22 protein-coding genes and 1 pseudogene are annotated in these 21,683 nt (G+C 42.1%); 4 read left to right on the forward strand and 19 right to left on the reverse strand.

What is annotated here, in order from left to right:
- From NSU00_RS14215 to NSU00_RS14260, 10 genes are all read right to left on the reverse strand, one after another.
- Entirely contained in the window at nucleotides 1-642 is a 642-nt protein-coding gene (locus NSU00_RS14215; RefSeq protein WP_340703850.1) for a hypothetical protein, read from the reverse strand.
- An 852-nt stretch (nucleotides 643-1,494) separates the two neighbouring features.
- Entirely contained in the window at nucleotides 1,495-2,289 is a 795-nt protein-coding gene (locus tag NSU00_RS14220) for a hypothetical protein (protein WP_340703851.1), read from the reverse strand.
- A gap of 213 nt (nucleotides 2,290-2,502) precedes the next feature.
- Nucleotides 2,503-3,966, reverse strand: coding sequence for a transposase (locus NSU00_RS14225; RefSeq protein ID WP_013860842.1), 1,464 nt, complete (start codon nucleotides 3,964-3,966; stop codon nucleotides 2,503-2,505).
- A 1,046-nt stretch (nucleotides 3,967-5,012) separates the two neighbouring features.
- Nucleotides 5,013-5,192: a hypothetical protein gene (locus tag NSU00_RS14230; RefSeq protein WP_340703852.1), complete on the reverse strand. Its 180-nt coding sequence runs from the start codon at nucleotides 5,190-5,192 to the stop codon at nucleotides 5,013-5,015.
- Nucleotides 5,193-5,225: 33 nt separating this feature from the next.
- Nucleotides 5,226-5,444, reverse strand: a complete 219-nt coding sequence (locus NSU00_RS14235; protein ID WP_046721780.1) for a hypothetical protein — start codon at nucleotides 5,442-5,444, stop codon at nucleotides 5,226-5,228.
- Between the two features lie 6 nt (nucleotides 5,445-5,450).
- Nucleotides 5,451-5,693 carry a hypothetical protein gene (locus NSU00_RS14240; protein ID WP_340703853.1) on the reverse strand — a complete coding sequence of 81 codons (243 nt, stop codon included), beginning with the start codon at nucleotides 5,691-5,693 and terminating at the stop codon, nucleotides 5,451-5,453.
- Between the two features lie 6 nt (nucleotides 5,694-5,699).
- Nucleotides 5,700-5,879: a hypothetical protein gene (locus NSU00_RS14245; protein ID WP_326241547.1), complete on the reverse strand. Its 180-nt coding sequence runs from the start codon at nucleotides 5,877-5,879 to the stop codon at nucleotides 5,700-5,702.
- A gap of 33 nt (nucleotides 5,880-5,912) precedes the next feature.
- Nucleotides 5,913-6,638 carry a hypothetical protein gene (locus NSU00_RS14250; protein WP_340703854.1) on the reverse strand — a complete coding sequence of 242 codons (726 nt, stop codon included), beginning with the start codon at nucleotides 6,636-6,638 and terminating at the stop codon, nucleotides 5,913-5,915.
- Between the two features lie 576 nt (nucleotides 6,639-7,214).
- A complete protein-coding gene (locus NSU00_RS14255; protein ID WP_014096852.1) occupies nucleotides 7,215-7,439 on the reverse strand; it encodes a sulfurtransferase TusA family protein in 225 nt (74 codons plus the stop codon).
- Nucleotides 7,440-7,452: 13 nt separating this feature from the next.
- Nucleotides 7,453-8,514: a YeeE/YedE family protein gene (locus NSU00_RS14260; RefSeq protein WP_046721781.1), complete on the reverse strand. Its 1,062-nt coding sequence runs from the start codon at nucleotides 8,512-8,514 to the stop codon at nucleotides 7,453-7,455.
- A 276-nt stretch (nucleotides 8,515-8,790) separates the two neighbouring features.
- Between NSU00_RS14260 and NSU00_RS14265 the strand changes: the two genes are divergently transcribed.
- The gene (locus NSU00_RS14265; protein ID WP_046721782.1) at nucleotides 8,791-9,993 is read left to right on the forward strand and encodes an AGE family epimerase/isomerase; all 1,203 of its coding nucleotides are present in this window, start codon (nucleotides 8,791-8,793) and stop codon (nucleotides 9,991-9,993) included.
- 105 nt (nucleotides 9,994-10,098) lie between these two features.
- Here the strand turns inward: NSU00_RS14265 and NSU00_RS14270 are convergent, their stop codons facing one another.
- Nucleotides 10,099-10,998, reverse strand: coding sequence for an SDR family oxidoreductase (locus tag NSU00_RS14270; protein WP_046721783.1), 900 nt, complete (start codon nucleotides 10,996-10,998; stop codon nucleotides 10,099-10,101).
- A gap of 229 nt (nucleotides 10,999-11,227) precedes the next feature.
- Between NSU00_RS14270 and NSU00_RS14275 the strand changes: the two genes are divergently transcribed.
- On the forward strand, nucleotides 11,228-11,443 hold the full coding sequence (locus NSU00_RS14275) for a DNA-binding protein (protein ID WP_013860637.1): 216 nt from the start codon (nucleotides 11,228-11,230) through the stop codon (nucleotides 11,441-11,443).
- A gap of 81 nt (nucleotides 11,444-11,524) precedes the next feature.
- On the opposite strand, the gene NSU00_RS14280 is transcribed toward NSU00_RS14275, so the two are convergent.
- The 4 genes from NSU00_RS14280 to NSU00_RS14295 form a co-directional block, all read right to left on the reverse strand.
- The gene (locus NSU00_RS14280; protein ID WP_013860638.1) at nucleotides 11,525-11,716 is read right to left on the reverse strand and encodes a YbxH family protein; all 192 of its coding nucleotides are present in this window, start codon (nucleotides 11,714-11,716) and stop codon (nucleotides 11,525-11,527) included.
- A 133-nt stretch (nucleotides 11,717-11,849) separates the two neighbouring features.
- The gene (locus tag NSU00_RS14285) at nucleotides 11,850-12,857 is read right to left on the reverse strand and encodes an ABC transporter substrate-binding protein (protein ID WP_014096845.1); all 1,008 of its coding nucleotides are present in this window, start codon (nucleotides 12,855-12,857) and stop codon (nucleotides 11,850-11,852) included.
- Nucleotides 12,858-12,872: 15 nt separating this feature from the next.
- The gene (locus tag NSU00_RS14290; protein ID WP_445684505.1) at nucleotides 12,873-13,574 is read right to left on the reverse strand and encodes an ABC transporter ATP-binding protein; all 702 of its coding nucleotides are present in this window, start codon (nucleotides 13,572-13,574) and stop codon (nucleotides 12,873-12,875) included.
- Between the two features lie 65 nt (nucleotides 13,575-13,639).
- Complete coding sequence (locus NSU00_RS14295; protein ID WP_014096843.1) at nucleotides 13,640-14,713, reverse strand: FecCD family ABC transporter permease; 1,074 nt, start codon at nucleotides 14,711-14,713, stop codon at nucleotides 13,640-13,642.
- Nucleotides 14,714-14,943: 230 nt separating this feature from the next.
- Between NSU00_RS14295 and NSU00_RS14300 the strand changes: the two genes are divergently transcribed.
- On the forward strand, nucleotides 14,944-15,504 hold the full coding sequence (locus NSU00_RS14300; RefSeq protein ID WP_013860643.1) for a hypothetical protein: 561 nt from the start codon (nucleotides 14,944-14,946) through the stop codon (nucleotides 15,502-15,504).
- 194 nt (nucleotides 15,505-15,698) lie between these two features.
- Here the strand turns inward: NSU00_RS14300 and NSU00_RS14305 are convergent.
- Both NSU00_RS14305 and NSU00_RS14310 read right to left on the reverse strand, forming a co-directional pair.
- Nucleotides 15,699-16,005: pseudogene (locus NSU00_RS14305) on the reverse strand (transposase); the annotation flags it as partial.
- A 115-nt stretch (nucleotides 16,006-16,120) separates the two neighbouring features.
- Nucleotides 16,121-17,194: an MFS transporter gene (locus NSU00_RS14310; RefSeq protein WP_340703930.1), complete on the reverse strand. Its 1,074-nt coding sequence runs from the start codon at nucleotides 17,192-17,194 to the stop codon at nucleotides 16,121-16,123.
- A 47-nt stretch (nucleotides 17,195-17,241) separates the two neighbouring features.
- Between NSU00_RS14310 and NSU00_RS14315 the strand changes: the two genes are divergently transcribed.
- Nucleotides 17,242-18,355 (forward strand): IS3 family transposase gene (locus tag NSU00_RS14315; protein ID WP_340703855.1). Its coding sequence is split into 2 segments (ribosomal slippage): nucleotides 17,242-17,507 and nucleotides 17,506-18,355, totalling 1,116 coding nucleotides; the frame shifts between segments, so codons are not numbered across the junction.
- Between the two features lie 783 nt (nucleotides 18,356-19,138).
- Here the strand turns inward: NSU00_RS14315 and NSU00_RS14320 are convergent.
- Both NSU00_RS14320 and NSU00_RS14325 read right to left on the reverse strand, forming a co-directional pair.
- Nucleotides 19,139-20,758 (reverse strand): glycoside hydrolase family 13 protein, encoded by a 1,620-nt coding sequence (locus NSU00_RS14320; RefSeq protein WP_340703931.1) that lies wholly within the window; start codon nucleotides 20,756-20,758, stop codon nucleotides 19,139-19,141.
- Between the two features lie 21 nt (nucleotides 20,759-20,779).
- Complete coding sequence (locus NSU00_RS14325; protein ID WP_340703856.1) at nucleotides 20,780-21,658, reverse strand: ROK family protein; 879 nt, start codon at nucleotides 21,656-21,658, stop codon at nucleotides 20,780-20,782.
- Between the last annotated feature and the right edge of the window lie 25 nt (nucleotides 21,659-21,683).

The following is a 21,683-nucleotide window of genomic DNA, read 5'->3' on the forward strand; positions in this document are numbered from 1 at the left end:
TCAATCCATGCGGCCCGACAGCAGTAAAACAGCCAGCCAAATCGTCCATAAAAAGACCGGTCCTACCGTAACCGGAATCACGAAATAGCCGAAGTCAAAATGCAGACACGTGATGATGATGCCGAAAAAGGCGAGCAGACCGGACCATCGGGCAGAGGCAGAAAACCATTTCGGAAAGGTGCCGCCAGCCTGTTTCATCGTCATACCGTAGCAGAAAATGCCGATCCAGCTGCAGGCAAAACCGAAATAGCCGGACAACAACCCGAAGGAAAAAACCGCTTCCCACACTTTGACATCTGTGCCTTTGTTTCCGAGGATCGGGAGAATGGTTAATTCCGAAGCAAGGATCAATATCCAGACCGCTAGTGCCACAAATATCATCCCTGCGCCAAAATCAGCAGTTTTATTGTTCCTTGCCATGTATGTTTTACTTTCAGCAAGCCCGGCCAGCCACAAGCTGATCGCAATGAGCATGAGGATATGGTCGCCTATCCAAAACTGTGCATGCTTGAACGCGTGATAAGCTTTTTGAAGGTCATAAGGGTCGACAAGTGGCGGATGCAAAATCGTAGCGACAAGCATCAAAATTGCACCAAGCAAAATGAGCCAACCTTCCGGGTGTGCTTTTTTTAATAGATTCATCGTCAACCTCCACATTCAGGGTACTTTCCATTATTTTCCCCTTCGTGGCTTCGCTTCAAACCCGGCCCACCGTTATATAAATTGAACTTAAGTTTTTACATCAAGCCCGAGCATCCATTTGCATGAGAACTACTTTTGCGGCAGGCAACAGAACGGCAATATTTTGATCATTATTCCTTCACGTAGACGGACTCTACGTGAAGGAAGACCTTCTTTTTCTGCGCTTCCTTAACGTAGAAGCGCTCTAGGTGAAGGACGACCTTCGTTTTTCCACGCTTCCTTAACTTAGACGGGCTCTGTGTTAAGAAAGACCTTCGTTTTTCCACGCTTCCTTGACGTAGAAGCACTCTATGTTAAGAAAGCCTTCGTTTTTTCTTGCTTCCTCAACGTAGACGCACTCTAGGTGAAGGAAGACCTTTGTTTTTGCTTGCTTCCTTAACATAGACGGCCTCTAGGTGAAGAAAGACCGTCATTTTTCCGCGCTTCCTTAACGTAGAGGCGCTCTAGGTGAAGGAAGGCCTTCGTTTTTCTAAGCTTCCTTAACGTAGACAGGCTCTAGGTGAAGAAAGACACTCAATTTTCCAAGCTTCCTTAACATAGACGCGCTCTAGGTGAAGGAAGGCCGTCGTTTTTCCACGCTTCCTTAACGTAGAGCAGAATCGGGTTCGTTCAGCAAGCCCTATTTATAAAGCAGGCGTTGATTTCCCATCAAAGTCAAAAAGGAGGGTGATGCCTGCTCGCGACACCGCCCCTCCTTCAATTCGGATTTTTTAATGGAAGCCTGACATGTTAGCAGCAGTAATTGATCAACTCCCGCTAAACACGGCTTTCTCATCCCTTTTTACTGCGCGATTACAAGTCTATTTTCTTCTCAATCAAATACCCCGTTCCTAAAAATAAAGCGATCATTAACGCCAAGTGATAAACAGAGGATGCGATATTTGTGGCGACATACTTTGAAACTGCATTCAAGTACAACCCGCCGATATGATAATGCATCTGAAGAAGATCATCGTAGGAAGCGGGTGTTACCACATGAAAGGTGCTCAGATCTAAATAATACGGTATCCACTGGCTGATTTCGGTGTCAATATAGCCGAATACACTGCTTAAAATAATAAACAGGACGAACCACAAACCGCCAATCTTTTTATGGCGGAACGTCACTTTGCCAAGTGTCATTGAAAAATAGATAAGCAATAGCACACTGACAACGCTACAAGCCATCGAGAATATCATGTAAATACAGGCTTTTATAGATAGAACTTTTGAGATCATGAAAAAAAGTTGTGATAAATGATAGATATGAAATGGGCTGAAAATCATCATCAACAAGAAATTGATTAGCGCAACAGCGATACCTAGTCCTATAAACCAGATTAAAGCAGCAATAAGTTTAGATCCAAGAATTTGATTTCCTGTCAACGGCAATGTAAAGGTAAGGTAGCCACTGTCTTCATACAATTCTTTTCGAAACGAGCCGACGATGTAGAGGAATGCAGTGAGAGCCGCACCAAATAATAGCATAACGCCAATCGGCATAAAGATTTGCACTGAATGGAACAGCGAGCCTTCCTGATTAGAGGAGGCGTACATGCCGGCCAAGAGGATGAATACCAAAGCCAATATCCCCAGAGCCTCTGCCAAAATAAAAAATTACCCTTGAACGAGGCTCTAGAGAATTAATGATCCTGTTTTTTTCTTTTCTTCCAGGTTTTCAAATTCAGCAGAAATAAAATGGGCATTTTTTTCTCCAAAAAAGGGCATACGTATCCTGCCTTCACAAAATGGGTTTTTCAATGCCCTTTGTGGAAAGGAGACGCTTCATTGGACTTATTCACATATCCACCTGTGAATAACTTAATTTGCTCTTTGTAGTCGATGGCGTGTCCATCCACAATTGGCCTTTCCTGTTTGATGGTACGCCATATTTGCCATGATATGCATAGATATCATACATCGATCTACATGCGCTTCAACTGCCTGTTTTCCACGCTTGTGAACACGACGGAGACTGTATCCGTCTTTTAGAATGCCAAAGATTCGTTCGATGATCGTTCTGGCACTATATAACACTTTAAATTTCCGCCCATGTTGGGGCAACTCGACGTCTACTTGAGGCGTTTGATCAAAGTCCATCCGAAATACTCTTCCTTGTGCTGCTCCATTACAACATTCCACGTGATTCGCCAGAGGGCAGGTGAGTCCTTTTTGCTTGGCATTTGGATGAAATACAGGACAAGTGTAAATATATTGCCCCTTTTCCAAATCAGATCCTCTAAGTTCCATTTTATGTTCACTGATACAGACGGGGATGCCGTACCGATTGATTTTTTCAATTCCCCGGGCGGCAGTTGGTTTATCTTTACGACTCCGTGGGTTGATGGGTGACACCAATTTCGCCTGTAATACGTCCTTTGTCACTTTTTGATTTTCCGGCGTTTGGTAGATTCCATCTGCCAAGATAAAGTCTAACTGCTCAACCATTTCGGGGTTCTCCGCCTTAAACGTCTCCAATGTCGTTTCTAATGTTTTCCCATCAGGTGTATTTCCTTTGAATACTTCCCGTGTCAAAGGCAAGCCGGATTTCACTCCGCATACCATTGATAATTTATGCGCAATATAGGAGACTGCAGTACTTTTACGCATCACCCCTGCGTTATCATCCGTAAGGATTCTAGGGCAATCACAATCTCCTTCGCAAGAACACGTTTTCATTGTTTTATTCAACGTTGCTTCTGCCTCTATATGTGATGTATCCACGGCGGCTGCTTCCTCAACCGTTTCAACCACGCCTTCCCCTTTATTATATTCAACCACCAATAGTCGAGCTTTTTCCCAAAGATCATTTGTTGTCATGATTTGATCAAAGCGAGCAAAGGAACGGTAACTCGGAATTTTCTCCGTAAATCCACACATGGCGGCAAATAGCGGGTTTGATTTCACTTGTAAATAGACACTCTCAACCATCACTTCAATATATTGTAAAGGGGCCAGTTCAAAAGCACGAAAAAAGGGCATGAAAGGATGCGGTTTTCTCCCTGCGGGAGAGGGATGAAATAATAGAGACGCAGACTTATCTTCTTCCTCGGGTATTGAAAATAGTGCTGGCTGGATTTCATCGGAATGATCATGTGCTCTTTCATTTTTTAAGTGCAAGTATAAAAGGGTATAGTAATCTCGTTCAACCGGTTTAAAAATCTCCCATGGAAAACACACGGCTGGAATGACAAAGGGTATATCAGCGTAGTCTTGCCAATTGTGGGGAATCAAATTTTTTTGTATTGATAAATCTCTGGTTTGTGTTAGACTAGAAATAGTCATGAAATCACTCCTAGGATACTTGGATATTTGGTAGTACTTATATCTTAGCAAAGGAGTGGCTTTCATGGCTCTTTTTTTTTCAAAAAAAAATCATTCTTTTCCGTTTTACAATATTTACCATGGGAATGAGTAGCCTAATCTATTAAAACTAGTCTAAAACTGACCGAAATTAAAAAATTTAGATGTTGGTAATAAGCGAATTAATCCATTGAAATCAAAACTCGCCATTTCTTTTTTATATTTATCATAATTTTCTTACCAATATCTGTTTTCTTTAGTGGAATAAATCCACGATATTTAATTGTCTGACTGCCTACTGCTTCAGGGGGTATAGCATTTTGGCAAAGGCTCTTGACAAGTTCATCCATTTGCATGATGATTTTTTGCAGCCGGCAACAAAGTAGCAATGTTTAGTTCATTTTACAAAGGAGCATTAAAATGGAGGTTACCCTCAAACCTTATGTGTCCTATTAAGCATACGGCTTTTGAACAAATATTATTTTGCGGAGGAAGGCAGCAGTATCCGCATATTGGTTTTATGACCAACCAGAACTTGAAAAGTCAGAGGCCGTCTCGTGATCAACATTGGCAAAAAGACGGCCTCTGATTATAACGGTGGAGTAAAAGACGTTGTTAACAATGGATTCTTTGCTCCACTTCCAAAGTCGCTCCCGTTGCAATACGTACATTTGTTGTGTAACCTTTATTAAGAAAATTAATTGTTGTTGCTAATGTTGACGTTGGCGAAATAGGATTTCCATATGAATCATGTTGGACTACGCTAACAGCAGTTGGAGCAACTTCTGAACGAACATTGTCAGTGTTGGTTTCGTTAGTAACTGTTTGGTCTGAAGTCGTGTCATCCTAATGTAAAGGTGTCATCTGTTAAAGCTTGATCAGTTGAAGAACGTTTGATCTTTAGTTGTTGGATCAGTATCGGTATTTCCAATTCCGCTAGCTTTTGCAATTCTTCTTTTCTCCCTTCTTATCTTAGTTCATCCGCATACGTTTCATCGTGCCGCCCTCCCGTTTCAATACCATTCGCCTTATTCTTTTTCCAGCTCCTCCTTTATTTCAAGGATCTTTTTTTCAGAAAAGCCAGTTGCTTTTTTGATAAAATCGAGGGGTATCCCAAGTTTAATAAGGTTTCGGGTAATTTCAATTTTTTCTTCTTGTCTCCCTTCTTCTCTTCCTTCTTGCTTTAGTTCATCTTCATACGTTATCATCGTGCCACCCTCCCGTTTCAAAGCCATCAGCCCTTATTCCTTTTCCAACTTCTCCTTTATTTCAAGGACCTTTTTTTCGGAAAGGCCTGTTGCTTTTTTGATAAAATCGAGGGATGACCCTAGTTTAATGAGGTTTCGGGTAATTTCAATTTTTTCTTCTTGTCTCCCTTCTTCTCTTCCTTCTTTTCTTGCTTCTTGCTTTAGTTCATCCTCATACGTTATCATCGTGCCGCCCTCCCATTTCAAAGCCATCAGCCCTTATTCCTTTTCCAGCTTCTCCTTTATTTCAAGGATCTTTTTTTCGGAAAGGCCTGTTGCTTTTTTGATAAAATCGAGTGGTATCCCAAGTTTAATAAGGTTTCGGGTAATTTCAATTTTTTCTTCTTGTCTTCCTTCTCGTTTACCTTCTTCTCTCCCTTCTTCTCTTCCTTCTTTTCTTGCTTCTTGTTTTAGTTCATCTTCATACGTTATCATCGTGCCGCCCTCCCATTTCAAAGCCATCAGCCCTTATTCCTTTTCCAACTTCTCCTTTATTTCAAGGACCTTTTTTTCGGAAAGGCCTGTTGCTTTTTTGATAAAATCGAGGGATGACCCTAGTTTAATGAGGTTTCGGGTAATTTCAATTTTTTCTTCTTGTCTCCCTTCTTCTCTTCCTTCTTGCTTTAGTTCATCTTCATACGTTATCATCGTGCCACCCTCCCGTTTCAAAGCCATCAGCCCTTATTCCTTTTCCAACTTCTCCTTTATTTCAAGGACCTTTTTTTCGGAAAGGCCTGTTGCTTTTTTGATAAAATCGAGTGGTATCCCAAGTTTAATAAGGTTTCGGGTAATTTCAATTTTTTCTTCTTGTCTTCCTTCTCGTTTACCTTCTTCTCTTCCTTCTTTTCTTGCTTCTTGCTTTAGTTCATCTTCATACGTTATCATCGTGCCGCCCTCCCAATTTTTGATTTCCTGGTTAAACTCCTGTTGGTATTGACTTTCGAGTTTTATCATGTGGTCCATGAAAATGAAAAGTGTCAGTAAATCCTTTTTATCGAGCTGCAAGCGATCTTTCATAACAGCTAAAACCCGGAGCAACTGCTTTTTCAATTCTAATTTGGTTGGCTGTGCAGCTGTTTTTCCATACAGGGCTTTTTTTGTCGCAAGGATTACAAAAGCAAATGGATTAGTCGATTGCAACAATTCATTTTCATCTTGTTCCGCTATTTTATACACATTGTATTCATAACTCAATTTTGTCCCGAAAAAGTTGTATTCATAACGGGGTGGGGTATACGTTTCGGAGTAATCTTCGGTGTAAATCACAAGTGCAAATATCTTTTTATCATACGCGTCAAAAATCCGGTAGAAGTATTGAAACATTCTTTCTGCAAAACCAGTATCTTTCCACCCCTGCACTTCGATATGGACAAGTATCCACTGTTCGCTACCATTTTTCAAATACACTTTAAAAAGCCCGTCTGCTTCCCGGTCACGGCTTTTGCCGTCCGGATTCAGCTTTTGGAACTCCTTATCCAGGTCGTCAGGTGGCTTGTCCCAATCAATCATCTCATACAAGCCTGGTGAAAAAACGCAACAAAATCTTCAAACAGCGAATGAATGACCCGCTTCCAATGACGGTCATATTCATTGCGCCCAGTCCGCTTATCCATCCCATTCCCCCTTTTCAAGTGTTAAAACTATTCTGTTTTTATTATACAACATTTTTGAAATAAAGGGAACACCAATTCGACAAAAATGATGATTTCAAAATTTTTCGTCTTTTGACCCAAAACGTAGATGGGTGTGAAAACGCGACTATATTTCAGAGGTCTCCGCTGATTTCCGTGAAAATAGACGTTACCCATGGAAAACGCCGCAGATTTTATAAACCAGCCTTCTTGAGACCCACTACAAGCCTGTCGAGCATCGATAGCCAAGATTTCTCCTTGCTCAAATTTCATCGGCGAGCGCCAAGCAGCCATGCACGGCGCACCGAAAAACAGGCTGCCTTGTGGGACAGCCTGCGTTAAAAATCAAGATTTATTTTTTCCGGACTGTGATCGTCCATGCTGCTTCATCAAGCTGTTCAAAGTTTGTGACAGTGTGGCCTGCTTCAGCTGCCCAGCGCGGGATGCTTTCCGTTGCTTGCGTGCAGTCAAAGTGGATGACAAGGTCATCTCCCGGCTGAATTTCTTCAATGGCTTTCTTTGCTTCGATTAACGGGAATGGGCAAACCTGGCCCATGACTTCCAATACTTTTTCCATCTTACATTCCTCCTTATGCAGTGGTGACGGCCGTTTTCGCCGCGGTTTTTTGGCGCTTTGTTTGCGGGCGGACAAACATGAAATAGGAAGCCGTCCATGCGCCAAATATCATAAACAGTAGTGCAAACCAGCCCTGCCATGTCATCATTGCCGTTTTGACGAGGCCGTTGCCGATCGAACAGCCGCCTGCGACACTGGCGCCGAATCCCATCAAAATGCCGCCAAAGAAACTGCGGATACCCGTTTTTGCATCCGGCATTCTAAAACGAAATTCGCGGCTCGCTTTTGCGGCGATAAAAGAACCGAGAAAAATGCCAAGCACGAGAAAAACGCCCCAGTTTACAAATGTTTGGTCACCCGTTACAAGGAACTGAAGAAGATTGGCAGTCGGCGTTGTAATCCCGAGGCCATCCATTCTTCCGGTTGCTTCACTTAAAGGCCACGCTAAAATCGCAATAAGTCCGATAAGTACTGCTGTAAAAAACGGGTGCCAGCGTTTTTCAAACAAAAGATGCGCAAGCCCTTTGCGTTTTGCCTTCATCGCCGGAACCGCCACTTTCGGCTTCCGCATTTCCCTGATTAAAATGGTCAGTACAATCAGGGAAAAGACTGCGATAATGATCCAAATGTTAATCCCCAGTGTATCTGCAATCGCGTTTTTCGGAAGCTGTACGGACTGAAGGGAAGTGGTTACCGGTAAAAGCACGCCGGATTTCATCACGGCACTCATGACCATGTAGCCAAAGAGCGCGATCCAGCTGCCCAAAAGCCCTTCGCCGGCACGGTACCATGTCCCGGTTGCGCAGCCGCCGGCCATGACAATCCCTATCCCGAAAATATATGAACCAATGATAGCAGCAACCCACGGGAATGTGCCTGCAGCATATTTGATCATGCCAAGCTGAATAAGTGCGTAAACTCCGATGCTTTGAACGGCGATCGCAATTAACAGCGCATAAAACATGCGATTGTCTTTTGCAATATACATATCACGGAAGCCGCCCGTCAGGCAAAACCTGCCCCTTTGCATCACAAAGCCGAGCAATGCCCCGCAAATTAACCCTGTTAAAAGCATAAAACTCCCCCTTTAATCCTCACTAAATTTATGGGATTAATTATAGTAATATTCCGCCCCATTTTCAAGTGTTAGACACCAAAAAAGGACACCACAAATTTTCCCAGCCCAGGTTTGCTTTTACGGCGTTTACAAAAAGCCCCCTCAAAGTACGCCTCCATATTTTGCGGGTTCCGGCATTAGACCGGCAGCAAAGCCCCTGCTTATTGCCGTTTGCTGCTCTCATATTTGCCGCAAGCGGATCATAAAGTACTTTTTATAAGGAGTGATGCGAAGATGGAGCAAAAATTGCCGGATTTTACATCCACCCGTTTTCTGAAACAGCATATTTTGGATACGGTAAACTTTTATGCACCGCGCTGTATAGACAAAGTGTCCGGCGGATATATCAACTGCTTTCTTGATGACGGCACAGTATGCGATTATGAAACGAGACAACTTGTAGGCCAGGCAAGGTTTGTGTTTATTTTCAGTGTGGCGGCGTTGCTGGAGCCCGGCCAAGCGTACCGGGAACTGGCGGAACATGGCATTTCGTTCTTGCAGCGTCACCAGCGCGACCACAAACACGGCGGGTATTATTGGGAATTAAAGGGCCAGTCTGTATCCCATTCAGTGAAAAGAGCATATGGCCATGCCTTTGTTTTGTTAGCCGCAGCGATGGCAGCGAAAGCAGGCATATCATCTGCTTTTCCGATGATTGCGGAGACGTTTGAAGTATTGGAACGCCATTTTTGGAGGGAAAATGAGGGGCTGTATGTTGATGAAATCTCAGCCGACTGGTCAGAAGTCTCCCCTTATCGCGGACAGAATGCCAATATGCATCTGTGCGAAGCGATGATGACAGCGTATGAAGCAACCGGCAACAAGCGGTATCTTGAAAGAGCAGAACGCATTGCCGAGTCGGTCATGTTTCGCCTTCTCCCCCAGTCAGGTGGGCTGATTTGGGAGCACTATCATGAAGATTGGACGATCGATTGGACGTACAATTACGGCATTACAAAAAGTGAGCTTCATCCTTATGGCTTTATTTTCGGCCATTCGATCGAATGGAGCAAGCTGTTGCTGTTATTAGATCGGCTTGCTCCAGGCAATTGGCGGAAACCGGTGGCACAATCTTTATTTCAATCCGCTATTCACTTGGGCTTGGACCGGAAAAATGGAGGCATTTTTTTCAGCATGGCTCCAGGCGGGCGTATGATCGATTGTGATAAATATTACTGGGTCATGGCTGAAGCGATCGGTGCATCATCCCTGCTAGCCGCATCTGACCGCAATGCCTTGCAACTGTATCGTGATCTGTTTACCTATTGCTGGACCTATTTTGTTGATCAACAAAGAGGCGGCTGGTATCAACTGCTTAATCCGTGCAACCGCCGTTACAGCAATATAAAAAGCCCGCCGCCCAAAACAGATTACCATCCTGTAACGAATTGCCTCATCGCGCTTACGTCTTTTTCCCCATCCGGACTTACCGAATAGGGTTTGGGCACTGGTTCTGCATGTAAAAAAGCTACAGCGTAGCAAAACGGAGGTTAATCCATTTGGCAGCAGGTTTTTTAGGATACGGACAAAAGCTAATCCCGGTTATGAAGCGACAAAACCGCCCCCGTTCACATGAATAGTCTGGCCTGTGATATAAGAACCGTCGCTTGAAGCAAGCAACACATAGACAGGAGCCAGTTCATAAGGCTGGCCTGCGCGTTTCATTGGTACGTTATTTCCAAACGTTTTTACCATATCAGGAGAAAAAGTCGCAGGAATAAGCGGTGTCCAGATTGGGCCCGGGGCTACCGCATTCACCCTAATCCCCTGGTCAACGATGTTATTAGCAAGCGCACGCGTAAAGCTGACGATTGCCCCTTTCGTAGCTGTATAATCAATCAAATCTTTCCGGCCGATATAGGCGTTAATCGATGCAGTGTTGATAATGCTGCTTCCTTCAGCCATATAAGGAAGTGCGGCCTTTGTCATGTAAAAAAACGGATGCAAATTTGTATCAAACGTCATATGCCACTGTTCGTCGCTAATATCCAAAAACCGGTTTTGAACAAATTGAACCGCTAAGTTATTGACAAGAACATCTATTTTTCCGAATGTTTCAAGGGTGCAGGCAATGACATACTGACAGTGATTTTTGTTGCGTAAATCTCCTGGAATCAAAAGGCAACGCTGTCCCAAATGCTCAATGGCCTGCTTCGTTTCCATGGCGTCTTCATGTTCATCAAAATAAGCAATGGCGATATCTGCTCCTTCTTTTGCAAAAGCCACTGCTACAGCCCTGCCAATTCCGCTGTCACCCCCACTAATGATCGCAACCTTGTTGTTCAGTTTCCCGGTTCCAATATAATGGGGGTTGTCATAAACAGGCCGGGGAATCATCAAATATTCAAATCCCGGCTGCCTCGTCTGGTGCTGGGGCGGAAATGTGTTCGAGACTTCTTCACACTTGATTTCTGATCCATAATAAGAAGATTTTGAATCCATGATTACACCTCTTTATCCATTTTCCTTAATGTATTCAGGCGAAAAAATAACGTTAATGCTCTATGCTCGGAACGGCAGAATGGATGGCCCCGATCCGCCGGTATGCGGGAGCTGGGCAAACATGGCCGTGCGGGGGATATAGCACGGTTATATTTCTTAATGGGCAGCTAAAAAATTCTTTTAAAGGGTATAATCAATCATAATGGCACCTTATTGAAGGAGGAATATTATGGAAAATATGACCGTTTACGCCAAAAATGCAACCGATCCATCCCAAATTCAGTTGATCGAGCATGAATTGAAAAAGATGGACGGGATTGAGCGCGTATTGTCTGATACAAATGACGGAGAGATCAAAATTGAATTTAACCCCGGACAATTGACGCAAAGAGAAATCATCACAAAAATGCAGGAACTGAACGTTCATCTGATCCTGGAAGATTAGGGTAATGCCTGGCAGAGTGCAGCAAGGAAAAACCCAATTTGCTTGTATGGATTCAGGCAAATTGGGTTTCATTTTAACGAACTAAAGGTGTTTTTCATACAAATAGTGATTTACCAATTCTTCTATTAGATCATGCTGGGGATAGTCGCCATTAAATTCGAATCGGATTTCTTCAATAAATTTTTCTCCATGATAAACATGAATGGCACCGGTTTGGCTGACCACACTAAACTCCGGTTCGAAGGTATATCCATTATGCTTGATTGCACCCATCCTGTATCGTTTCCTTTCCACCGTCATTTTTGGTTTTACCTATAGGATGCTGGAAATTACAAAATGCATGCATCGTAATCATATGGGCTTATGTTCTTCCCTTGTTTCCCAACTTTTGGTTATGGAGCAAACCCTATTTAAATTGATCAGGGTACATTTCCTTTGCCAGTTGTTCTATTCCATCGAGTGTGTTATAGCTGTAGCCGAAAAGCTCATTATAATCCATCGCGTAAACTTGCTTATTTTTGATTGCTTTCATACTCGATAATTTGGGATTTTCATAAAGAGCCTTTTTGACCTTATCGGCATTGTTTTCCCAATTCAGTACAATCAATACATCGGGATTGGCTTTTACTAATTGCTCTACACTAACAGTCCCCCGCACATTTTGAAATATGTTTTTGAGTTTTAACATGCCAAAAGCATTATTGAAAAAAGTTTCATTATAAGCAGAGTAGATGTTGATTTCTTTCGGATCGGACATGTGTAAATAGGCGAATGTCTTCGTTTCTTGAATGCCTGACAGTTCCGATGTAATCTTCTTCTGGCGCGCCTTTAATTTGTTGGAAAATAGTTTTGCTTTTTCCTGGACATTAAAAATTTTTCCGAGATTGTCAATATCTTTATATATTGAGTCATAGGTCCCGCCCGGAATGGATGATTCAAGAATATAGGTATGAATCCCCATATCATTCAGAGAATCAACCGTTCCGACACCCCAGTCGGCATTATCGAATAAGCCGCCGCGACTGACAATTAAGTCCGGGTTTGTCCCAAGCGCCGCTTCTTTTCCGACATACGAATTACTGAGTATCTTTAATGAAGCATAGTCTTTTTCAACCGATTTGTCCGGGGCGCCAAAATTCCCGCCTACCCCGACAATCTTATCTTTCAGGCCAAGATGAAGGAGCAGTTCCGCCGCCGTTCTTGTCGTAACCATCACCCGTTTCGGGGCTTCCTTGAATACCTGATCCTTTTTCTTATATGTAGTGCCGCCCTCTGCTTTTGTATAGTTATGAATCGTCAGCGGATAATTCGACTTGCTTTTCATATTTTTTTCCGACCCGGTCGTTTCCCTGTTCCCGCAACCCGCAAGGACAAGCAGTGCGATGAGGCAACCGGCAAAGATTCCTTTTTTCATGTCTGTCCATCCTCCTTAAAGTTCGTATGCAAATCCAAGCCGCTTGGTCACAGGATTCACATAAGTTTGACATTTGATTTCATACAATTCCTCAATTAATTCCGAGGTCAGCACTTCTTCCGGTTTTCCATGTGCATATACTTCTCCGCCTTTCACGGCATATAAATAATCGCAATAGGCGACAGCCAGATCCAAATCATGGAGAGCCGCCAGCACACTAATGCCAAACTGCTTGACACAGGAAAGAATTTCGATTTGATGGCGAATATCCAAATGGTTGGTCGGTTCATCGAGAATCATTAAGTCCGGCTGTTGGGCTATGGCACGGGCAAGAATCACCCGTTGCTTTTCCCCGCCTGATAATGACAAATAGCTGCGTGTTTTATATTCAAGCAATTGCGTTTTCCTTAATGCCTCTTCAACAATTTTGTAATCGTCCGGCTGGTCCGATTCCAGTAACTTCTTGTGCGGTGTCCGCCCCAACAGCACCATTTGCTCGACTGTTAAATCAAAATTCATTTCATTGAACTGCCCTACTACGCCTAAATGCCTTGAAACTTTTTTTGCCGAGCTTTTCAGTACATTAAGGTCATCTAAAAAAACGCTCCCATTTTGCGGCACAAGACTTTTATAGATACTTTTGAGCAAAGTTGACTTCCCGCATCCATTCGGGCCTACTAAACCGACAAACTGTTTATCTTTGACAAACACGGACATGTTTTTGATGATCTCTTTCCTGCCTCTTTTTACTTGCAGCTTTTCCGCCGTTAATTCCACTTCCCTCAACCTCCAAATTGATAGCCTTTTTTCACAATCATATAGATAAAGAGTGGGGAGCCGATCACTGATGTAATGATGCCGATGGGCAATTCTACATTTTGGATTAGAATTCGGGACAAAATGTCCGCCCATATTAAAAAGAGCCCCCCTGAAAGGATTGTTGCCGGAAGCAGCTGTTTGTGATCTGCGCCGAAAATACCCCGGCAAATATGCGGAATGATCAGACCAACAAATCCGATTGTGCCGGCATAAGCAACCATCGTACCCGTTATCAATGCTGTGACCACCATGTAGAGCTTGCGGAATAAACTTAAATGAATGCCCAATGTGACGGCAGACTCATCACCGAGTAGCATCGTATTTAACACACGGTGCTGAAAAAGAAAAATCAAAGAGCCGATCAGGACCACAACAGACAAAACCGGCACCTTTTCCCAGCTCGCCGATGCAAGGCTTCCCATTGTCCAGAACGTAACGTCTTTAATCCCTTCTGCATTGTTGGCAAAGTAAATCACAAGGCTGGAAAAAGAACTGCACAATGCTCCGACAACGACGCCTGACAATACCAGTTTTACAGATGTTGCTTTTCCGCCAACACTTGACAAAAGCAATACTGCTACGGATGTTGCCATCGCACCCATAAAAGCGCCAAATGCAATGCTAAATGTGCCAAACAAGGCATTGCTTCCAAACCCGATCAAAATGACAATGGTCGCACCAAGCGTTCCTCCTGAAGAAATCCCGATAATATATGGATCAGCGAGCGGGTTTTGCACAACTGCTTGCATCACAATCCCGCACAAAGAAAGGCCCATCCCAATCAATAAAGCAAAAATAACTCTGGGCATTCTGATTTGATAAATGATATTAAAATAGGAGGAGTTTTCCATCCCTTTAATGTGCCCCATTTTGCCATTTGTCAGGACGTGCAGCAAAACATTCATTGATTTTTCAATTGGTATGTGGACCGTTCCAATTGAAACCGAATAAATGGCGGAAAACGCAATCATACAGATAAGGAGAAAGATAACAGGATAATAAATTTTCCCGATTACACCGTTGCTCGTCCCTTTCAAAAAAACACCTCCTTTTTGCTTCTAATGATAATGAAAATCATTATCATTTATACATCCATTTATCATTATAAATGCTTCCTTGTAAACGTCAAGCAGATTTTTGTGTATTCATAAAACTTTTTAGGTGCCTAAATTGCAACATTAAATGCAATACTTAATGAAATACCCGTAAACCTGAGATATAATAAACTGTGTTATGAAGCAATAAAACTAAATAGGTAGGGGATATAATGAAAAAGCAAATTATTCATGTCACAGTTGCGAGTTCTATTTTGTTTAGTGTGTCTGTTCCTTTTACAACTCATATAAAAGCAGCAGAAGTATCTAATCAGCAAGAAAATGTTCATTTAACAAATACTGAAACTCAAAACTTATTAAAGTTACAAAATGAATTGCAAGCTCATGGAATTGCTGAGACAGACATTGTAAATGGGATTCAATCAAGTTTATCTGGAGAAGACACTGAAAACCATGTTGTTACAACATTTGGCGTGAAATCGAAAGCAGCTAAAGTAGCGGCAAAGTCCATGATAAAAAAACTCAAAAAAATTGGTAGAATCTCATGGGATAGAACTGTAAGGAATTATGTTAATAAACTGCCTATTTCAAAAGGCTCGAAAAGTACCCTGAAAAAATATTTAAGTTACGAATTTGTAATGAAGACCCTTAATATTGTGGTAGACTTTGAGGGCACAATAACGAATGCACTAACAACTCAATTAAAAAATATGGGTGTACCTAGTTGGTTAGCTGGAACAGCTGCAAGAGCATTGGTAACCTTATTACTTTGAGAGAATAAGGATATAGGAGTGGGTATTCTATGGAGTGGTTCTTAAAATCATTGATAATCATAACAGGAGTATATGTTATTGCCAATATCCTTTTTGATTTAAATTTCAATCCTGAAATACATATTGTAACAAAAATCATTCAAGCTTTGTTCTTTCTATTGTTATTAATCTATGTTGTTTTTTTTAAGACCGGATCAAAAAATAAATAATTGGAGCTTGCTGAACGAATCAGATACAAGCCCAGTTTTAAAATATAAAATAGTAAAGTGCAAATATTTCAAAAATATCCCTGAGGTTTCCCTCCAGATTCATTTTGAGAAACTGAAGGGCTACTACTGTTTCACTGGTCTCCTGAAAGCATGTTCGAATAAGGCTTAACCCGCACCTGTGCTTACCTTCGCAAAAATCTTCCTTCAGCGGCGCTACGTTCAGAGGTATCCTGTCCTGCAACACGTTCTAAGTTTTTTCTTCCGTTTTGTATGGACGCCCCAACTTTGGCCCCCCAAAGAAACAAAAACAGGTGAACCGCACCCTCAGTGGGTTAAAATAGTTTTAGGATTAACATCTCACACTGGGAGGTTCACCTATACATAGCATAATTAAATATAAAGAAAATTTATTTTATTTCGTTGGTTGAAAGTCGCTTTGCATTCTTTCGTACAAAAGCGCATGCTATACAAGCCAAAGCAATAGCAGCCATCGGCAATAATAAACTTTCACGCAATGCTGTTAAATAACCACTTAAATGGCCGCCAAATTTTGTTGAAATATCAAAGACCGATTCAAATTCCGAACCATGATTCATGGCAGAAATTCTATTTTGTAATAAAGCCCCAACAGCCGCACTGCCTCCAACTGTTCCCAATTGGCGGACAGTATTCATCACCCCGGATGCTGCACCTGCAACTTCATCCTTCACTTCTTTCACGGCAACTGCTGCCGTCGGTGAAATTAATAACCCGTTTCCAAACCCAGTAATCACCATCGACAACATAAATTGCACCCAATAGTTATGGCCATTCATGATAAAAATAACCCATATCATCCCGATCAGGGTCAGCGCTAATCCTGCAAGCACAAGGTATTTCCCACCTATTTTATTTGAAAATTTTCCGGCAAATGGAGATACACACATGGAAATAAGTGATGCAGGAACTAACGTAAGTCCCGCCCTAAATGCATCATATCCCAAAATGGACTGAAAATATATCGAGAGAAGCAGCATTAACCCAAGGACGCCAATAGAAAAAAAGACTCCTACCACATTCATTAACGTGTAATTACGATCTTCAAACAAAGCAAATGGAATTAACGGATCCCGCTTATGACGCAATTTTTGTTGAACATAGAATATGATAAAGATAACTACGGAAATAATAAGAATGCCGACAATGTACATGGACCATTTAAAGTGTTGGCCTTCAATTAATCCATAGGTTAAAAATAAACACGATAAAGAAACCAAGAGAACCCCCATCAAGTCAAGCTGTTGTTTTGCTAAATTTCGTATTTCCGGAACAAATAGATAAGTGAATATAAAAATCAATACTCCGATTGGAACATTTATATAAAAAATCCAGCGCCAGCCTAACACACTGACTATGAATCCGCCTAAACTCGGACCTGCAACAGCAGCAACTCCACCTACCATTCCCCATATTCCAAGGGCCGTTCCACGACGCTCTATAATGGACCCATAAAACTAGACACAAAATGAGGAGCTGTTAAAGTAGGTTTATGAGAAAAAGTTATACGCCTGAATTTAAAACTCAAGTCGTGCTAGAGGTCTTAAAAGAAGAAAAAACGATGAACGAAATTGCTTCTGCTCATGGAATCCATGTGAATCAAATTCGCCAATGGAGAAATGCTTTTCTTGAACAGATGCCAAAAGTCTTTGAAAAAGGCAACAAAAAAGTTGAAAAAATGAAAGCCGAGTATGAACAGACCATTGAAAGTCTCTATGCGGAAGTCGGCCGCCTAACCACGCAGTTGTCGTGGCTTAAAAAAAAATCTGGAATTAAGGAGTAGAGCAGAACGAGTTGAAATGGTCGACTGGGATGACGAAGCAAAACTGCCAATTTCCATCCAGGCCGATCTTTTGAGCCTGAACCGTTCAAGCCTGTACTACAAGCCAGTCGGGCCGTCTCCTGAAGAATTGTTTATCAAACATCGGATTGATGAAATCTACACCAAACATCCCTATTACGGCTCCAGGCGCATTGCTGCTTTACTGAATGCCGAAGGTTTGGTCATCAACCGAAAGGCTGTACAGCGCCACATGAGGGAAATGGGAATCGCCGGGATCACACCTGGTCCAAACCTGAGTAAGCGCAGTCTTGAACACCGAATATACCCGTACCTTCTTAGAAACTTGAAGATTACACACCCTAATCACGTGTGGGGTATTGACATTACTTATATCCGGCTTCAAAAAAGTTGGATGTACCTGGTGGCGCTCATTGACTGGTATTCCCGCTATGTCGTTAGCTGGGAGATAGACCAAACCCTTGAGATCGACTTTGTGCTGGAAGCAGTGAAACGGGCATTCTTAGTCGCCAGGCCAGAGATCTTAAACAGTGATCAGGGCGGCCATTTTACCAGTCCCAAATACACGGATCTGGTGCTTGAGAACACGATTAAAATCAGCATGGACGGCAAAAAAAGAGCCCTTGACAATATCATTACCGAAAGGCTTTGGCGAACCATCAAGTATGAGGAAGTATATTTAAAAGAATACAATTCCCCTAGAGAAGCAAGGAAAGAGATTGGTAACTTTATACAATTCTATAATCACGAAAGACTCCATCAGGCCCTGGGCTATAAGACTCCTGCCTCCGTTTATGGCCTTTGAGTGATTCATCCTTCGGGTAGAGGATACTTCTCCGGGGGTGTTGTGTCAAGGGTTCGGCAAAGCCCTCGCTACACTCGCCCTTGACACAACACCCCCGGAGAAGGAAAAATAAAGCAGGATGAATCCCTCCAAAAAATGTGAACTGTCCACTAACTGCCTCCAATGAGCATCCTCACGCTCTATTAGTCAGTATCTGTTTTTCAGATTCTGACCCACCTTAAAAATTTTAAATTTGTGTCTTGACGATGGGGTCCACCTTAATGGTGCAGGCTACTTTTTCATCCTCGTAGTCTTTGAAAAAGTCGCTCAAAAATTTAATTTGGACGCATGAAACTTTTATTTTATGTACATTCATTGTGAATCCGTCCTTTTCGTTTACGATATTTGCTGCACTTTTATCGTAAACGAAAAGCGCTTACATTTGCAGATGCAGTTTTTCCTTTGCCAACGGAAAAAGGAACTATACTCATTGGAGACAGCCGAAGAGAAGCAGCACTGCAAGCCATATCGTCCACAAAAAACAGGCCCGGCTGTAAGCGGAACGGTAACATAACTGATCTAGTGCGGCGACGCCGAAAAAGGCAAGAAGCCCGGTCCAAATCGATGCAGCGGGAACCATTTTGGGAACGGGGCTTCATTTTGTTTCATAGCCACGACGTAGCAGAAAATGCCGATCCAGCTGCACGCAAAAGCAAAGGAGACGAAAACACTGCTTCCCAAACTTTGATATAAAAATTTCCAAACAAAAAGCAAATGCCCAAACTGCATTTGCTCAACTAATATTTATTCTTTCAACTGATAAATCACTGCTTCAAACGGCCTTAACTGGAGATGATTAATATTCTTAGATGAATCTTTATAATTACTTAGCAAAATTTGAATTTCAAGCGGTGCTTTCCGCTGATACTCAAACAAGGCCGGTTTGCTGTAAAAATTACAAACAACCAACAGTGCTTGGCGGCCGAGCACACGCTTATAAGCGTAAACATTCGGATGATCACGGTCAATCAGTTGATAAGTTCCCTCAATAAAAAGATTGTTTTCTTTTCTTAGGCGTATGAGTTTTTGGTAATGATAAAAGACCGATTCAGTATCTTTTAAATCTTTTTCTACGTTTATTTCTTTATAATTTGGATTAATTTTCATCCATGGCTCTCCTTGCGTAAAACCTGCATGTTTGCTTGCTTCCCACTGCATCGGGGTTCTCGCATTATCCCTTGCCTTCTTCTGGACGGAAGCCATGATGTCTTTTTCAGGATACCCTTTGCTGATTCTTTCTTTATACATATTCTGTGTTTCAATATCAGGATAATCGTGAATGGAATCAAAATATGCATTTGTCATACCGATTTCCTCACCCTGATAAATAAAAGGAGTTCCTTTCATGCCATGAAGCAAAGTAGCCAGCATTTTTGCCGACAATTTACGATACACCTTGTCGTCCCCCCATCGCGAGACAATTCTAGGTAAATCATGATTGTTCCAGAATAAACTGTTCCATCCGTCTTCAGCAAAAGTATCCTGCCATTTCGACAAAACATCTTTTAAATCGATTAAATTCAGTTCTTTTAAATCCCATTTATGCATACCCGGCTGCTTATCGAGCTGCATATGTTCAAATTGAAACACCATATTCAACTCGCATCGGGATTCATCTGTAAAAAGATGCGCATTATCCACTGTGGCTCCCCAAGTCTCACCTACTGTCATTGTATTTCTTGTACCAAAGGTAGCTTGATGCATTTCCTGTAAATACTCATGCAGATGAGGACCATTTTCTTTTATCATTTGATCAGGAACTTTCCCCAATAAATCAATCACATCCATGCGAAAGCCGCTAATTCCCTTATCCAGCCAAAAATTCATCATTTTCCATATTTCTTGACGCATCTTCGGATTTTCCCAATTCAAATCCGGCTGTTCCTTGCTAAAGAGATGCAGGTAATACTGCTTTGTCGTTTCATCGAAGGTCCATGCAGAACCGCCAAAATTGGATTGTAATTCGTTCGGATGATCTCTCCAAATATAGTAATCACGATAAGGGCTATTTTTGGATTTTCTTGCTTCTTGAAACCATCGATGCTGGTCAGAAGTATGGTTGACAACTAAGTCCATGATAATCTTGATTCCGAGCGCACTGCTTTCTTCAATCAAATTTTCCATATCTGACATGGAGCCGTATAATTCGGAGATCTGATAATAGTCACTGATGTCATAGCCATTATCAATTTGGGGAGATTCATAAACCGGGCAGAGCCAAATCACATCCACCCCCAATTTTTTTATATACGGCAATTTTTGAATAATGCCGTTTAAGTCCCCAATCCCATCGCCATTGCTGTCCATAAAACTTTTAGGATAAATTTGATATACAACACTTTTTTTCCACCAGTCTTTTCCCATCATCTGCCGCACCTTTCCACTTTAAAGGACAAAATTCGTTTTTGACGCTTCCTCTTTTGCAAGCAATAAACCGCCGATAATTCCAGCTTTATTTTGTAAACCCACAGGCTGAATATACTTTTCTATATCTGGAACATCCACATAACCATTCAGCATTTCCTTAAATTGCTGCCGGATGAATTGGAAAATCTGCTTCTGATTCATGATACCGCCGCCTAAAATAATTCTTTCCGGCCGGAGCACAAGTGTATAACTGACAAGTGCCTGGGCAATATAATAAGCCTCCAGTTCCCAAACTTTTGGATTGGTTGAAAGCTCAACCCCTTTCTTTCCCCAGCGCTTTTCCACGGCAGGTCCGGATGCCAGGCCTTCCAAGCAATCATGATGATACAGGCACATCCCTTCAAATTGGTCATCAGGATGGCGCTTCACTAAAAGATGCCCCATTTCCGGATGGCCGTATGCATTTAATATTTTGCCACTTTGGATAAACCCCCCGCCGATCCCTGTTCCGATCGTAAGATAAAGACAGCTTTCGGTTCCTTTAGCATTCCCTAATTTATATTCACCGTATCCTGCAACATTTACATCTGTTGTCCATGCAACCGGAACGGAAAATTTTTCCTTCAGTGCTCCTACAAAGTTATAATGGCGCCACGATAGTTTAGGTGTAGTTGTAATAAAGCCGTATGTGGGAGACTGACGGTTCACATCGATCGGTCCGAATGATCCTACACCAATCCCCTCTATTTTATATTGATTTAAAAATTGCAAAATTTTTGGCATAGTTTCATCAGGCGTGGTTGTTGGTATTGTAATTTCTTCTATTACTTCGCCATGTTCATTTCCTACGGCGGCAACAAATTTCGTACCCCCGGTTTCAATTGCCCCAAGTAGCATTTCGATCCCCCTTATCAAACGTTTT

Source organism: Weizmannia sp. FSL W8-0401 (genome assembly GCF_038009125.1).
Taxonomy (GTDB): Bacteria; Bacillota; Bacilli; order Bacillales; family Bacillaceae_C; genus Weizmannia; species Weizmannia coagulans.